Here is a 14,085-nt window from a genome sequence, read left to right as displayed (position 1 = left end):
CGACCACAGCCGAGCGCCGCAACGCTGGGCAGTTGTCCAACACGCCGGTCGATCCTTCGGCCCCGGAACCGCCGGCCCATGCCACCGGCTGGTGGCACGCAGCAGCCGGGAGTCGGTGGTTCCGGGCTAGGTTGAGGCGGACCGACAGGGGCGGAGGAGCTGGCATGGATGGGACTGACGGCCGCCCACGGTACGACGCCGAGGGGCTCCGCGCTTGGCTCACCGCGCTGCTCATCGACGCCGGGCTGCCAGCCTCAGACGCGTCGGTCGGTGCTGAGGTGATCGTCGATGCGGACCTGTCCGGCGTCGAGACGCACGGCCTCTCCAACCTGACCACCCATCCCCACTACCTTCCCGGCCTGGAGTCGGCCGTGGTGGCGCCGGCTCCGGTGATCACCGAGCTGCGCGGCTCCTCGGTGACCGCGGCTTGGGATGCCGGACGCGGCTTCGGGCCGGTCGTGGCGCATCGAGCCATGACCGCCGCCATCGAGAAGGCTCAGGCGCACGGGCTCGGCATGATCACGGTGCGGAACGGCTGTCACTTCGGCACCGCCGGCTACTTCGCACGGCTCGCCGCAGAGCGCGGCATGATCGGCATGGCGATGGCCAACACCGTCGCGGCCGGGGTGCCGCCCGGCGGTGCGGCACCCGCCGTCGGCACCAACCCGATCGCGGTCGGCGCCCCGATCCGTGGTCGGGCACCGTTCGTCTTCGACATGGCAGTCACGGCGGCGGCCGGGACGAAGGTGATCGTCGCGCGTCGCGAGGGCCGCCAGGTGCCGCCCGGCTGGATCGTCGATGCGGAGGGGCGGCCCACCACCGACCCCGACGCCTATGCGGGTCTGCTGCTGCTCGGAGCCGGTCCGGAGGGCGGCGGCCACAAGGGATTCGGCCTGGGGTTGGTCGTCGATCTCCTCGCCGGCCTGCTGTCGGGCACGGGCGCCGGCATCCACCAGACATTCGGACCGCAGTGGCGGATCGGCTACTGGCTGGCGGCGATCAGCATCGAGGCGTTCCTTGAGCCCGCTGCGTTCGATCAGGAGATGCTTCGGCTCGTCGACGCCGTGCACGCCGTGCCGCCGGCTGCCGGCGCATCCGGGGTGCTGCTGCCCGGCGAGCGTGGCGCCGCGGTGCGCGCGGACCGGGAGGCACAGGGCATTCCCTTGGACACCGCGGTCGCGAACGCGTGTCGCGACGCCGGGCTCCGGAGGGGCCTCCCCTTTCCCGCGGCGCTGCACTGAGTAGCCCTGGTCGCCGTCGGCTCAGGCCGCGGCCAGGAGCTCGGCAGCTCGCTGGAGGTCTCGCATGGCGACCCGCGGCCCCAGGCGGTCGAGGGCCCAGCCGAGCGGACGGCGCCAGCCAGGAGCATGCGTCTCGGTCTGCGCGACAACGAGTGTCAGCGGCGCCTCCGTGCCCAGATCGGCGAAGGTCAGGGTCAGCGAGATCTCCAGCCCCCGCCAGGTCCCGAGCTCGGTCCAACGCGCCGGCCGGGCCCACTCGGTCACCCGCATCAAAGGACGCGCACCGACGGTCGTGACGTCGTACCACGTGGCGGCGGGGCCGTCGGTCCGGCTCGTGACCGGCCGGATCCCGCGCAGGCTGGCCTGCCACTCCGGCCGGTTCCGGGCATCGGTCAGGTAGTCGAAGACCCGCTCGCGCTCGGCCTCGAAGACGACCTCGGTCCGGAACCCCACGGTGTGATCGCGCTCAGAAGCGCAGGCCGGTGAGGGTCTCGTAGGCCTCGACGTACTTGGCTCGGGTCAGCGCCACCACGTCGTCGGGCAGCGCCGGCGGGCGTACGCCGGAGCTCCGGTCCCAGCCGGAGGCAGGAGACGTCAACCAGTTGCGCACGATCTGCTTGTCGAACGACGGCTGGGTGCGGCCCGGCTCCCACTCGGCGGCGGGCCAGAAGCGGGAGGAGTCCGGGGTGAGCACCTCGTCACCGAGCACCAGCGTGCCGTCGTCGCGCACGCCGAACTCGAACTTGGTGTCGGCGAGGATGATCCCGCGCTCGCGGGCGATCGTCTCTGCGCGACCGTAGATCTCCAAGGTGGCGGACCGCAACGACGCAGCTGGCTCGGCACCGATCTGCGCGACGACGGCCTCGAAGGAGACGTTCTCGTCGTGGTCACCCACGGCGGCCTTGGTGGCCGGCGTGAAGATCGGCTCGGGGAGACGGGAGCCGTCGTCGAGGCCGTCAGGGAGCGCGACACCGCAGACCGCACCGGTCGCACGGTAGTCGGCGAGGCCGGAGCCGGTGAGGTAGCCGCGCGCCACGCATTCGACCGGGTACATCTCCAACGGCTCACAGATCACCGCGCGGCCGAGCACCGACTCGGGCACATCGACGGAGAGCACGTGGTGCGGCACGCCCAGCTGCTCGAACCACCACAGCGACATGCGGGTCAGGATCTCGCCCTTGTCGGGGATCGTGGTGTCGAGCACGAAGTCGTAGGCGCTGATCCGGTCGCTAGCCACCATGAGGAGCTTGCCGGCGTGCTCGCCCTCGTCGATCCGGTACAGGTCGCGCACCTTCCCCGAATGGAGATGGGTGGTGCCGGGGATCGCCGGCGCGGGCGGGATGTTCAGCTCCGAACTCACACGCTCCACCCTACTGAGGCGCGAGCCGGCGTTCGAACGCCGTCCGCCGCAGGCGCAGCTGGTCGGCCCGCTCCGCCGCGGTGATCGCATGCCCAGCGGGGAAGAGCCCGGCCGCCTCGGCCACGGGAGCGTGGCGCAGCTCGACGACCGCTCGCGCACCCGCCGCCGCCATGGCCCCGCCCTGCCACCGCACCGCGAGGATCCCGGCGTCGATGCCACCGGTGTCGACCCAGTTGTGCACGCCCGGGTCGACCGGCCCGATCCAGTAGCGGAGCAGACCATCCGCGTCGCGACGCAGCTGGCGGTTGTTGAGCCCGCCGGTCGCCTCGACGCTGGGGCGGGTGACACCCCACGGATCGGTGACTTCGACACCGACGTAGTCGCTGCCGAGGGGATCGATGACCACGAAGAGGCCGTGCCCTTCCGCCACCTCGTACGCCGTCGTGACGGCGGCGCCGAACGGGCGCACCCGTGGCTCGGGCAAGGTGTTGACCGGCCGGCTGAAGATGAACTCGTTGTCGTAGGCCAGCCAGTAGGCGCCGAGCCGGTCGGCGATCGCGACGGCCCGCGTCACCAGCTCCTCATCGGTGGGGGCGGACGGCGCATCGGGACCGGCGATCCGGTCGATCTCCAGATGCAGCGGCTCCTGGGTCTCCCAGTCGGTCAGCGCATCGCGCACCAGAAGCCAGGTGCTGGTCGGCGTCGAGGTCAGGTGGTGGCGCGACCCGGGCACTGGCTCCGGCCCGACGGTGACCTCGAACCGGCCCTCGTCGTCTGCCTCGACCTGCGCGGAGAGCAGGACGTCGGCGATCTCGGCCCCCTCCCGCGTGACGGGCAGCTCGCCCTCCGGGCCGCCGTAGCTGATGAAGGAGAACTGGGCGGCCGGTCGGGCGGGAAGCTGCGCGCGGATCCGGTAGGTGGAGACTCCGTCGATGGCGCACCGGCGGTGCACGTTGTCGGGGTTGTCGATCCCGTACCCGGTGCCCGGCACCTCGAGACCGTGCCAGCTGTGTGGTGCGCAGGCGCCCCAGAAGAAGACCGGGCGAGCGGGGTCGGAGACCAGCGCATGGCCGGTCGAGCCGGCGACCAGGTTGACCGCAGCGGACTCCGCGGTGGCCGTGCCTGCAGGAGTGGCGCCGTTGACCGGATCGGCGAGATAGAGGTTCCGCACCCGCTCGGTGGCGGCCACCAGGTCAGGGTGCTGAAGCATCGCGATCAGCTTCGCCTCCAGCGCCAGCTGCTCGGGCGTGCCCAATGCGCTCATGTGGTTCTCCTCCGCCGGTTGTTCGTCCCTAAGCCCCGAGGACGGGACCGATCAGTGCACCGTCGCCGCGTGAGTGCCGGCCCGGCGGCCGAAGAAGGTGCCGTCCCCCAGTGAGGTGCCGGAGATGTAGCCCTCTCCGTGCATGCCCGACGAAGCCCGGCCCGCGGCGTACAGGCCGGGCACGAAGCCGCCGCCGACCCGGCGTACCCGGCCGTCGACGTCGGTGCTCAGGCCGCCGAGCGTGAAGCCGCTGAAACCGGTCGACTTCGATCCGTCCGGCACGAAGCCGAGCCGGGGGTCGATCGCGGCCCACGGGCCTTCGAGCTTGCGGATCCACCTGGCGTCCTTGTGGAAGAGCGGGTCGGCACCCGCCTCCGCTTCACGGTTGTACGCCGCCACCGTGTCTTGGAGCGCACCCTCTGGCATCCCCAGCTCGGCCTCGAGCTCGGCCAGGGTCTCGGCAGCGTAGGTGGGCCGCACTCCCCAGGCGTCGGCGCTCGGCACCTCCTCGAGGCCCTGCTCGTCGAGGATCACCCAGCATGGCCCTGGCTGGTGCAGCGCCGCGTGAGAGAAGAGGCCGGGATAGACGTCCTCGTTGATGAACCTGCTGCCGTGCGCGTTGACCAGCATGCCGCGGCAGACCATCGCCGGCACCGCGGTGTAGGCAGCCTCCACGAAGCCCATCCGTCGCGTGGCGGCCCCGAGTGCTGCTGCCATCTCGATCCCGGAGCCGTCGTCGTAGCCGTCGGAGACCTTGCCGTGCCCGAGCAGCACTGGGGCGTGCGCGGCCAGCATCTCCTCATTGTCGACAAAGCCACCTGTCGTCAGCACCACCGAGCGCGCCCGGTAGGCGACCGTCTCGCCGAAGCGGCGTGCGACCACCCCGACCACCCGGTCGCCGTCCACGACGAGCGCCTGGGCCTTGGTGTCCGTGTGGGTCTCGACGCCGAGTGCGTCGCAGGTGGCGGTGAGCGCCGCCATCACCGCGTGCCCGGCCCACGACTCCGTGGCAGGCCGGTGCCCGCGCGGCACGGCACGAGCCAGCTCGTTGTAGGGCCAGGCGTTCTCCCCCAGCCACATCAGCCCGTCCTTGCTGGGTGGCATCCAGGTGGGCGCGTCGTACAGGGACTCGTTGAAGGCGACCCCGCAAGCGCGGAACCACTCGAAGTGCTCGACCGACCCGTCGCAGTAGAGCCGCAACTTTTCGGCGTCGACATGCGGGCCGAGCGCCGCCTCGAGGTAGGAGTACATGTTGTTGGCGTCGTCGTCGAAGCCGCACGCTCGCTGCACTGCCGTGCCGCCTCCGAGATAGAGCTCGCCGCCGGACTGGGCCGAGGAGCCGCCGGGGCCGCTGGCCCGCTCCAGCACGATGACCGAGGCGCCGGCCCGACGCGCCTCCATCGCGGCCGCGGCTCCGGCGCAGCCGTAGCCGACGACCAGCACGTCGACCTCGTGGTCGACGTCGTGGATCTCGGAGAGGGGGACGGGGGTGGTCATGCAGGCTCCCGGACGTAGTGGTGGCGACTCAAGGGGACGGCGTACGAGGGGCGCCGAGGGTGTCGCCCCCGCGCCAGGAGTGGCCCCAGTAGCTGGGCCGGGTGATCTCCTCCGAGGTGTAGGAGCGCTCGTCCACCCGGACGCTGTCGGTGCCGTACTGGATGTCCCACCCGCCCGGCACCCGGACGTAGAACGAGACCATCCGGTCGTTGGTGTGCCGACCGAGGGTCGAGGAGAGCGAGAAGTCGGCAGCCTCCACCGCGTCCAGCGCCATGCCAACCGCGTCGAGCGAGTCCACCTCGATGCCGAGCGCGAGAATGCCGGGCACTCGCTCGATCGACGCCGGGCAGAGAGCCAGGCTGTGATGCCGGGCGTTGACGCCCAGGAAGCGGATCCGCTCCGGTCGCTCGAGCAGCGTCTCGTCGGCGAGCGCCTCGTCGGCGGCGGCCTGGGGCGCGGAGCGACCGCGTCGCGGTGGGCCGAACGCGGTACCCAGGCTGATCGCGCCACGGGGCAGGAAACCGAGCACCTCGGTGTAGAAGGAGACCAGCTCCTCGACATGCGCGGTCGGCAGCACCACGTGTCCCATCCCGAGCTCGCCCGTGGCGAACCGCTGGGCGTGGCCGGTACGCACCGGGCTGTGGTCGAGCACCGGACTGAAGAAGACCTCGATCGGGGAGCCCGACGGGTCCGCGAACCGGATGCCGGCCTCGATCCGGCGCTGGGCGCACTCGACCAGGTCGAGCTCCCGCACCGGCGTACCGGCTGCGTTCAACGCACGCCCGACCGCCGCCAGGGCGAACTGGTCGCGCACCTCCCAGCCGACGGCCAGCAGCGCGTCGGTCTCCCCCGGTACGACGACGAGCCGGCTGGCTCGCTCGTCCATCCGCAGGTGCAGGGCGCCCGCGACGGCACCGGGCACCTCCTGCATCCCGAGCGCACCGACGGCGAGCTCGCGCCACCGATCGATGTCTCGGCTCTGGACCCGGAGGTAGCCCAGTCCGCGTATGTGTCCCATCTGCCCAGCCTTCCGGCGCCTCAGATCATCGCAAGCATCGGGCCGGGAGGCGGCGTGACGTCGAGCTCGGTGAGCGCGGTGGCGTGGAAGACCGACCCGGGCACGTGGATCGCGTGGGCCAGACCCATGTGCCCGTCGCGCCAGAACCGCTGGATCGGGTTGTCCATCCGCAGGCCGTTGCCGCCCGAACGCGCAACGACCTCGTCCATGGCGCGCACCGCGCGCCACGCCGCGGCCACCTGGGTACGCCGCGACGCTGCCCGGTCGGCGAGGGTGACCTCGACGCCGCGCTCAGCCATGTCGTAGAAGCGGTTGATGTTCTCGAGCATCGCGACCCGCGACGCCTTGATCTCCTCCGCGGCCGCGCTGATCGCGTAGAGGACGTAGGGATCGTCCTTCACCGCGGTCCCGGTGATCTGGACCCGGGTCTTCTGGTAGGCCATCACGGAGGCAAGGGCGCCCTCGGCGATGCCGATCACCGCGGAGGTGATCCCCATCGGGAAGGCGGTGGTGAAGGGTACGTGGTAGGTCGCACTGGTCAGGCCGGCCTCGCGCGGCTGCGAGCCGTCCATGAACTTGCTGAACGGGATCGCCCGCTCGGTCGGGATGAAGGCGTCCTTGACGATGATGTCCTTGGAGCCGGTGCCACGCAGGCCGACGACGTCCCAGGAGTCCTCGACGATCGTGTAGTCGCTGCGCGGCAGGATCACGTGGTAGCTCTGCGGCGGCATCTGCATCTTGCCGTCCGCGTCGCCGAGCATCGCACCGAGGAAGATCCAGTCGCAGTGGTCGGTGCCCGAGGAGAAGGACCAGCGGCCGTTGAAGAGGAAGCCCCCGTCGACCGGCTTGATGATGCCGAGGGGCGCGTAGGGGGAGGCGATCCAGGTGTCGTTGTCCTCGCCCCAGATGGCCTCCTGGGTGGCCGGGTCGCACATGGCCATCTCCCACGGGTGCACGCCGACGATGCCCGCCACCCAGCCGGTGGAGCCGTCCAGCGAGGCGATCCGCATGACGGCCTCGGCGAACTCGGCGGGGTGCGCCTCCGCGCCGCCGTACTTCTTCGGCTGGAACATCTTGATGACGCCGGTCTCGCGCAGCAGCTCCGCCGCGCGGTCGGTCAGCTTGCCGGCCTTCTCGTTGTCGGGCCCGAGCGAGGCGATCTCGTCGGCGCGCTCTTCGACCAGGTCGAGGACGGGATTGGCCATCGTCGGGTTCCTTCCGGCTGCGTGGATCACGGTGTCGGGGAGCGGGAGGCCACGTCTCGTGGCACGCCTACCGCCCGGCTCCCGAGGCGCTCGGGTACGAGCGAACACACATTCCCAGCCGCCCGCGGTACGCCGCCACCCCTCTCCCGATCATCGGGAAAATGGCGATCGTCCCTAACAGATTCGTGGCCAAAGTCGGCCTCGGCCACGAATCTGTTAGGGACGATCGGGAGCAGGTGGTCAGTCCTCGCGACGGAGGAAGGCGAGGACGGCGGCCTCCCAGGCGGCCTTGGCCTCGATCATCACCCAGTGACCGCAGTTGGGGAACACGTGCACCTCGACGTCGGGGATGGTGCGCATCGGGAGCAGCATCATGTCGACAGGGCTGACCCGGTCGTCACGTCCCCAGGTGATGAGGGTGCGCGCCTTGAGGCGGTGGAACTGCGCCCAGTACGGCGGCTCCGGAGAGGCGGCCTGGAACTTCTCCATCGCTTCCATCGCCGCACGTGAGTACATCATCCGGGCCGACTTGAGAGTGGCGGGCTCGGTGGCCTGCTCCCAGCGCGCTTCGATCAGCTCGTCAGTGACCATGCCGCGGTCGTAGACCATCGAGTTCAGCCACTGCACCAGCCGCTCGCGGGTCGGGTCGTCGGTGAAGTCCATCAGCAGCTGCAGGCCCTCACCCGGACCGGGGCTGAGCAGGTTCTTGCCGATCCCTCCGACCGTGACCAGGCGGCGTACCCGCTCGGGGTTCTCGATGGCGAAGCGGGCGCCGACGATGCCGCCCATCGAGTTGCCGATGATGTCGACCTGGTCGAGACCGAGACCGTCCAGGAACTCCCCGACGGCCGGCATCGCAGCCGCCATCGGGTGCTTGTCGCTGGGATCGCTGACCCCGAAGCCCGGGAACTCCAGGATGTAGCAGTGGAAGTGCTCGGCAAAGAAGGGCAGGTTGCCGGCGAAGTTCCGCCACCCGGTCACACCGGGACCGGAGCCGTGCAGGAGCAGCAGCGGCGGCGCATCGGCCGGGCCGGCCTCGTGGTAGCGCAGCACCCCGCTGGGGGTGGTCAGTTCACGCAGGGTCTCTTCAGGCGTCAGCACGGAGTCAATCTAGAACACGTTCTGGCCGCGGCGTCGGCGAATCCCAGCCAGCGGCTCGCCCTCGAACGCGGCCGCTCCCCACGAGGAGGGGTCAGCGCACCGAGGCGAGGCGGCGGCCGGCGGGAAGGTCGCCGAAGAGGTCCTGGCCGATCAGGCGGGCGGCGTTGACGACGAGCGGGGCGACCCGCTCGACCGGCATGCCCGCCTCACCGACCACCGAGAGCGCAGCGACCGGGCCGCGAGGGCCACGGACGGCCGCGGCGGCACAGGCGATGTTCTCGAAGCACTCGCCGACCTCGAGGGCCAGGCCGTGGCGGGAGCGGATCCGGCCGAGCTCGTGGTGGAAGCTGTCGAGCTCGGCGATGGTGCTCGGGGTCCGGGCACTGAGCTCGTCGCCGACCAGGAGGTCGACCTCCTCCGGCTCGATCCAGGCGAGCATCGCCTTGCCCAGCGCGGTGCAGTGAGCCGGCGCCCATCCCCCGACCCGCGACGGTACGACGCTGGCGAACCGGCCGCCCATCTTGTCGAGATAGCGCACCTGACTGCCGTCGAGCACGGCCAGGTGCACCACGGCGCCCGTACGCAGCAGGATCTCGTGCAGGTGCGGCGCCGCGGCCGCCCGCAGCTCACTGTGGTCGTCGGCGCCACCACCGAGACCGAGGGAACGACGACCGAGGCTGTAGCCGAACGAGGTGTGCTCGAGCCATTCCAGGCGGACCAGCTGGTCGAGGATCCGGTGCGCGGTGGAGCGCGGGAGATGCGTCATCCGTGCGATCTCCTCCAGCGTGTGCCGGCTCTCGCGGCCCGGGAAGGTGTCGAGGATCAGCGTCATCCGCTCGACCATCGAGGGCGGCAGCTCGCGGCGCGCAGTCTCCGTCGTGGCGTCCGCCTCAGGCTGCATCGCGATCGTCATGATGACCTCCCAGTACCAGGAATTGAAATCAATTCTAGGAAGGACTGTAACCCGCGTCACCTGGAAAGGGAAGCCAGAACTGAAAATCATTTCAGTGGTCGTCGGACACCGGGTCCGGACCTCGTGCGGTGAGCGGGATTCCAGTCATCGGGATCCTCCGGACATGGCTCGTCCCGGGCCTCTTTGATGGCGGCATCGAGTCGACACGAGGAGCCACCATGCGCCTGGGCCTCAACAGCCCGCTGGTCACCGCCTTCCCGGGCCAGTTCTCTCCCTGGGAGCCCACTGCCGGGATCACGGAGTTCACCGCCATCGCCGAGGCCGCCGACCGCCTGGGATACGACCACCTGACCTGCTCCGAGCATGTCGCTGTGCCCGCCGAGATCGCCCAGCAGCGCGGCGGCACCTACTGGGACCCGCTGGTCACCCTCTCGTGGGTCGCCGCCCGCACGGAGCGGATCCGGCTCGCCACCCAGATCCTGGTGATCGGCTACCACCACCCCCTGGAGATCGCCAAGCGCTACGGCACCCTCGACATGGTCTCCGGTGGCCGCGTCATCCTCGGCCTCGGCGTCGGGTCGCTCGAGCAGGAGTTCAACCTTCTCGGCGCCGAGTTCGCCAAGCGCGGCAAGGTCGCCGACGACGCGCTCGACGCGCTGCGCGGTTCCCTCGGCAAGCGCGAGGTGAGCCACCACGGTCCCTTCTTCGACTACGACGACCTGGTCGTCGAGCCGCACGCCGTCCAGGAGCGCCTGCCGCTCTGGCTCGGCGGCCACACCCCGGTCAGCCTCCGGCGTGCGCTCAAGTACGGCGACGGCTGGGTGCCGTTCGGGCTCGCCCACGACAAGCTCCGCGAGATGCTCGACGGCGTCGAGGTTCCCGACGGCTTCGAGCTGGTCCTGGGCGCCGGCCGCCCGCTGGACCCGGGCGCCGACCCCGAGCAGGCTCGCGCGGCACTGGCACGCACCCGCGACGCCGGCGCCACCATCGCCAACGTGCACCTCCAGGCTGCGTCTGCCGCCCACTACGTCGAGCAGCTCGAGGCGCTCGCCGCGATCGCGAAGGAGATCTGAGTGTCCGACATCGAGGCCCGGCTCACCGAGCTCACCGACCGCCTGCAGCGCGTCGAGGACGAGCTCGCCATCATCCGGCTGATCGCGTCCTACGGTCCGCTCGTCGACTCCGGCAGCGCCGCGGAGGTCGGGGCGCTCTGGACCGAGGACGGCATCTACGACGTCGACGAACTCTACATGGGATCGCGCGCCGACATCGTCGCGATGGTGAACGGCGAGTCTCACCAGGGCCTGATCCACAAGGGCACCGCGCACTTCCTCGGCCCGGCCGCCGTCACCGTGCGCGGCGACACCGCCGTCGCCGTCTGCGAGTCGGTGCTGATGGTGCATCACAAGGAACGCTTCGTCCCCGCCCGAGCGGGCATCCACCACTGGGAGCTCACCCGCACGCCCGACGGCTGGCAGACCACCCGACGTACCTCACGGCTGCTCGACGGCACGCCGGACGGCCATGCCCTGGCCCACGCCGGGGGTCGCGGCGAGGCACGACCGGACTCCGTCACCTCCACCCCCCAGGCCTGACCGACGATGACCGGCAAGCTCGCGGGCCGTGTCGCCGTCGTCACCGGTGGCGGCGACGGCATCGGCGCCGGCATCTGCCGTGCGTACGCCGCGGCCGGCGCCCAGGTGCTGGTGGCAGAGATCAACGACGAGACGGGGCGCGCGGTCGCTGACGAGGTCGGCGGGCGCTTCCTCCACGTCGACGTCACTGACCGCGCCCAGGTCGAGGAGATGATCCGGGTCGCCGTCGACGAGCTCGGCTCCGTCGACATCCTCGTCAACAACGCCTGGGGCGGCGGCAACACCGGCCGCGTCGAGTTCAAGACCGACGCCATGCTGGAGCGCGGATTCGCCATGGGCTACTACGGCCCCTTCTGGGCGATGCGCGCCGCGTTCGGGCACATGAAGGCACAGGGCTGGGGCCGGATCATCAACCTGTGCAGCCTCAACGGCGTCAATGCCCACGTGGGCACGCTCGAGTACAACTCCGCGAAGGAGGCACTGCGCGCCCTGACCCGGACGGCGGCACGCGAGTGGGCGCCGACCGGAGTGGTCGTCAACGCGATCTGTCCCGGTGCCCGCAGCGCGTCGTACGAACGAGTAGCACGGGAGCACCCGGAGATCGCCGCAGTGGCAGACGGTGCCAACCCGATGGGCCGGTTGGGCGATCCCCTGACCGACATCGCGCCCGTCGCGCTTTTCCTGGCCAGCGAAGATTGCCGGTACCTGACCGGCAACACCCTGTTCGTCGACGGCGGCGCCCACATCAACGGCGTGGCGTGGACCCCGGAACTGCCGGATCAGCCTGACCAGTGAACGATGCGGAAGGTGTGAGATGACCCCCAGGGAGCAGGTGCTGGAGACGCTGGCGGACTTCGCCCGTGCGACGGATGCACGCGACATCGCGACGGTGCGAGGCATGCTCCATCCGGAGTGCAAGGCCTACGGGTCCACTGGCGTGGAGGCGGTCCTGCGCGGCTTCCGCGACAATCTCGGCGGCGTCGGACCAACGCAGCATCTGCTGGGCAACCACCGCGTCTCCTTCCTCGACGAGCACACCGCCCGCGTCTACACCTACGCCCGGATCATGCACGTCGGCGCCGGACCGAAGGAGGGCGCGACGCTCGAGCTCTTCGGCGAGTACGACGACCTGCTGGTCCGCGCCCACCACACCGGCCCCGGCGAGCTCGCCAGTGCGGCAGGCAGCTCGGGCAGCGGCTGGCTGATCAAGCGCCGTCGCCTCGAGATCCACCACACGATCGGCGACTGGGACGTCCTGCGGCCCGCCGACTGAGGCCCGGTGAGGGGTGCAGCCGATCACGATGATCGGGACACGCGATGATGGGGTGACCACACCCGGCAACTGAAGGAGTCCTCCGGTGGGCAAGCGTTGGCCCGGATTCGTGTACGAGCAGGGCGAGGAGCCCGACTACCGGTTCAGTTTCGCCAACGAGCGCACCTTCCTGGCGTGGATCCGCACCGCGTTGGCCCTGCTCGCGGCGGGGGTGGCGGTCGATGTCGTCGACCTGTCGCTGAGCGATTCCGCCCAGCACCTGCTGGCCGTCTTGCTCGTCGTGGCCGGTCTGGTCACCGCCCTCGCCTCCTGGGGCAGGTGGGCCCTCTCCGAGCGAGCCATGCGGCGCCGCGAGCCCCTGCCCTCCTTCGGCGTGGCGGCGGCCTTCGGCCTCGTCGTGCTGGCGGCAGCGCTGGTGATCCTCTCCGGGCTGCGCTGAGCAGGCGCGACTCATGGTCGACCCGGGGATCTCGAACGAACGGACCGCCCTGGCCTGGCAGCGAACCGCGCTGTCACTGGTCGCCGGTGCGGCGGTGATCGCCCGGCTCGCCATCGACGAGACCGGACCCTCCGTCCTCGTCCCGCTGGTCGTCGCCGGGCTCCTCGGACTGTGGATCTTCGCCGAGAGCAGAGCACGCTACCGGCACTCTGCCGGGCATCTCCAACGCAGCGGCGGGCGCGGCGGGCGGGCCGCCCTCTCCCTGGCATCGGCGACGGCCTTGATCGCGATCGCCGAGCTGATGATGATCCTGAGATGAGCGAGCTCGACGTCACCTGGTGGGGTCATGCCAGCAGCACGGTGACCATCGCGGACGTCCGCATCGCGCTCGACCCCGTGTTCCCGCGGCAGCTGGCCCATCTGCGCCGACGGGTCGCCGTACCGCCGAGCGAGGCGGCGACGGCCGACCTGGTACTGATATCGCACCTGCACTCCGACCACCTGCACCTGCCGACGCTGCGCCGCTTCCCCCCGGCTACGGAGCTCGTCGTGCCACGTGGCGCCGCGCCGCTGCTGCGCGGCCTGCCGCACCGGGTCACCGAGATCGGCGACGGTGAGCTGCTGGTACGCCGCGGGGTCACTGTCGAGGCACTGCCGGCGCACCACCCGAGCCACCGGTTCCCCGGCTCGCGCCTGCACGCGCCACCGCTGGGCTTCCGGCTGAGCGGCGCCGGGAGATCCGTGTGGTTCCCTGGCGACACCGGCCTCTTCGACGGCCTCGAAGCCGTGGTTCCGGTCGACCTGGCCCTGGTCCCGATCGGCGGCTGGGGACCGTCGCTGGGTGAGCACCACCTGGACCCGCTACAGGCCGTCGAGGCGCTGCACCGGGTCGGCGCGCAGTGGACGGTGCCCGTGCACTGGGGGAGCTATTGGCCGCTCGGGCTCGAGGCCGCCCGGCGGACCCGGCAGCGCCTCTTCGTCGAGCCACCGCACCGCTTCGCCGACGAGTTGCGCCGCCGACTGCCCACGGTGCGCCTGGACGTTCCCTCCCCGGGTGAGTCGCTCCGGTCCGACTGACCCGCGAGCGAGCGAAGAAGTGGGGGGCGACTCCGCTCGCTCGCGAGCTTTCATGACCCGTGAAGGCGGTCGACCGTGGGGCGACCGGCCGCGATCACGGGA

General features: G+C 70.9%; 16 protein-coding genes. 8 read left to right on the top strand and 8 right to left on the bottom strand.

Annotated features, from left to right (window positions below):
- Nucleotides 1-164: 164 nt before the first annotated feature.
- On the top strand, nucleotides 165-1,241 hold the full coding sequence (locus DNK54_RS20205) for an Ldh family oxidoreductase (protein WP_110208825.1): 1,077 nt from the start codon (nucleotides 165-167) through the stop codon (nucleotides 1,239-1,241).
- A 21-nt stretch (nucleotides 1,242-1,262) separates the two neighbouring features.
- On the opposite strand, the gene DNK54_RS20200 is transcribed toward DNK54_RS20205, so the two are convergent.
- From DNK54_RS20200 to DNK54_RS20165, 8 genes are all read right to left on the bottom strand, one after another.
- Entirely contained in the window at nucleotides 1,263-1,694 is a 432-nt protein-coding gene (locus DNK54_RS20200; protein ID WP_110208824.1) for an SRPBCC family protein, read from the bottom strand.
- A 13-nt stretch (nucleotides 1,695-1,707) separates the two neighbouring features.
- Entirely contained in the window at nucleotides 1,708-2,601 is an 894-nt protein-coding gene (locus DNK54_RS20195; RefSeq protein ID WP_239460209.1) for a phosphoribosylaminoimidazolesuccinocarboxamide synthase, read from the bottom strand.
- A gap of 10 nt (nucleotides 2,602-2,611) precedes the next feature.
- Entirely contained in the window at nucleotides 2,612-3,865 is a 1,254-nt protein-coding gene (locus tag DNK54_RS20190; RefSeq protein ID WP_110208822.1) for a hypothetical protein, read from the bottom strand.
- A gap of 51 nt (nucleotides 3,866-3,916) precedes the next feature.
- Complete coding sequence (locus tag DNK54_RS20185) at nucleotides 3,917-5,362, bottom strand: FAD-dependent oxidoreductase (protein WP_110208821.1); 1,446 nt, start codon at nucleotides 5,360-5,362, stop codon at nucleotides 3,917-3,919.
- A gap of 28 nt (nucleotides 5,363-5,390) precedes the next feature.
- Nucleotides 5,391-6,380 carry a VOC family protein gene (locus tag DNK54_RS20180; protein ID WP_110208820.1) on the bottom strand — a complete coding sequence of 330 codons (990 nt, stop codon included), beginning with the start codon at nucleotides 6,378-6,380 and terminating at the stop codon, nucleotides 5,391-5,393.
- A 20-nt stretch (nucleotides 6,381-6,400) separates the two neighbouring features.
- Complete coding sequence (locus DNK54_RS20175; protein WP_110208819.1) at nucleotides 6,401-7,585, bottom strand: acyl-CoA dehydrogenase family protein; 1,185 nt, start codon at nucleotides 7,583-7,585, stop codon at nucleotides 6,401-6,403.
- 240 nt (nucleotides 7,586-7,825) lie between these two features.
- Nucleotides 7,826-8,686 carry an alpha/beta fold hydrolase gene (locus DNK54_RS20170; protein WP_239460208.1) on the bottom strand — a complete coding sequence of 287 codons (861 nt, stop codon included), beginning with the start codon at nucleotides 8,684-8,686 and terminating at the stop codon, nucleotides 7,826-7,828.
- Between the two features lie 91 nt (nucleotides 8,687-8,777).
- A complete protein-coding gene (locus DNK54_RS20165) occupies nucleotides 8,778-9,599 on the bottom strand; it encodes an IclR family transcriptional regulator (protein ID WP_204164726.1) in 822 nt (273 codons plus the stop codon).
- Between the two features lie 218 nt (nucleotides 9,600-9,817).
- On the opposite strand from DNK54_RS20165, the gene DNK54_RS20160 reads away from it, so the two are divergent.
- From DNK54_RS20160 to DNK54_RS20130, 7 genes are all read left to right on the top strand, one after another.
- Complete coding sequence (locus DNK54_RS20160) at nucleotides 9,818-10,672, top strand: LLM class F420-dependent oxidoreductase (RefSeq protein WP_110208817.1); 855 nt, start codon at nucleotides 9,818-9,820, stop codon at nucleotides 10,670-10,672.
- Nucleotides 10,673-11,194, top strand: a complete 522-nt coding sequence (locus tag DNK54_RS20155; protein ID WP_110208816.1) for a nuclear transport factor 2 family protein — start codon at nucleotides 10,673-10,675, stop codon at nucleotides 11,192-11,194.
- A 6-nt stretch (nucleotides 11,195-11,200) separates the two neighbouring features.
- Complete coding sequence (locus tag DNK54_RS20150) at nucleotides 11,201-11,989, top strand: SDR family NAD(P)-dependent oxidoreductase (protein ID WP_110208815.1); 789 nt, start codon at nucleotides 11,201-11,203, stop codon at nucleotides 11,987-11,989.
- Nucleotides 11,990-12,008: 19 nt separating this feature from the next.
- Nucleotides 12,009-12,467 (top strand): nuclear transport factor 2 family protein, encoded by a 459-nt coding sequence (locus DNK54_RS20145; RefSeq protein ID WP_110208814.1) that lies wholly within the window; start codon nucleotides 12,009-12,011, stop codon nucleotides 12,465-12,467.
- Nucleotides 12,468-12,552: 85 nt separating this feature from the next.
- Complete coding sequence (locus DNK54_RS20140) at nucleotides 12,553-12,906, top strand: YidH family protein (protein ID WP_110208813.1); 354 nt, start codon at nucleotides 12,553-12,555, stop codon at nucleotides 12,904-12,906.
- A gap of 13 nt (nucleotides 12,907-12,919) precedes the next feature.
- The gene (locus DNK54_RS20135) at nucleotides 12,920-13,225 is read left to right on the top strand and encodes a DUF202 domain-containing protein (RefSeq protein WP_110208812.1); all 306 of its coding nucleotides are present in this window, start codon (nucleotides 12,920-12,922) and stop codon (nucleotides 13,223-13,225) included.
- Complete coding sequence (locus DNK54_RS20130) at nucleotides 13,222-13,983, top strand: MBL fold metallo-hydrolase (protein ID WP_110208811.1); 762 nt, start codon at nucleotides 13,222-13,224, stop codon at nucleotides 13,981-13,983. Before DNK54_RS20135 ends, DNK54_RS20130 begins: the two co-directional genes overlap by 4 nt.
- The last annotated feature ends 102 nt before the right edge of the window (nucleotides 13,984-14,085 follow it).

The organism is Nocardioides daejeonensis (assembly GCF_003194585.1).
Taxonomy (GTDB): domain Bacteria; phylum Actinomycetota; class Actinomycetes; order Propionibacteriales; family Nocardioidaceae; genus Nocardioides; species Nocardioides daejeonensis.
Note: the sequence above shows the minus strand (reverse complement) of the source record. Positions and strands in the feature narration are given on the sequence as shown.

Excerpts from the sequence above, each read along its gene's own strand:
- DNK54_RS20165 (WP_204164726.1), bottom strand. The coding sequence starts at position 9,599 with ATGACGATCGCGATGCAGCCTGAGGCGGACGCCACGACGGAGACTGCG.
- DNK54_RS20205 (WP_110208825.1), top strand. The coding sequence starts at position 165 with ATGGATGGGACTGACGGCCGCCCACGGTACGACGCCGAGGGGCTCCGC.
- DNK54_RS20150 (WP_110208815.1), top strand. The coding sequence starts at position 11,201 with ATGACCGGCAAGCTCGCGGGCCGTGTCGCCGTCGTCACCGGTGGCGGC.
- DNK54_RS20135 (WP_110208812.1), top strand. The coding sequence starts at position 12,920 with ATGGTCGACCCGGGGATCTCGAACGAACGGACCGCCCTGGCCTGGCAG.
- DNK54_RS20130 (WP_110208811.1), top strand. The coding sequence starts at position 13,222 with ATGAGCGAGCTCGACGTCACCTGGTGGGGTCATGCCAGCAGCACGGTG.
- DNK54_RS20180 (WP_110208820.1), bottom strand. The coding sequence starts at position 6,380 with ATGGGACACATACGCGGACTGGGCTACCTCCGGGTCCAGAGCCGAGAC.
- DNK54_RS20190 (WP_110208822.1), bottom strand. The coding sequence starts at position 3,865 with ATGAGCGCATTGGGCACGCCCGAGCAGCTGGCGCTGGAGGCGAAGCTG.
- DNK54_RS20160 (WP_110208817.1), top strand. The coding sequence starts at position 9,818 with ATGCGCCTGGGCCTCAACAGCCCGCTGGTCACCGCCTTCCCGGGCCAG.
- DNK54_RS20175 (WP_110208819.1), bottom strand. The coding sequence starts at position 7,585 with ATGGCCAATCCCGTCCTCGACCTGGTCGAAGAGCGCGCCGACGAGATC.
- DNK54_RS20145 (WP_110208814.1), top strand. The coding sequence starts at position 12,009 with ATGACCCCCAGGGAGCAGGTGCTGGAGACGCTGGCGGACTTCGCCCGT.
- DNK54_RS20185 (WP_110208821.1), bottom strand. The coding sequence starts at position 5,362 with ATGACCACCCCCGTCCCCCTCTCCGAGATCCACGACGTCGACCACGAG.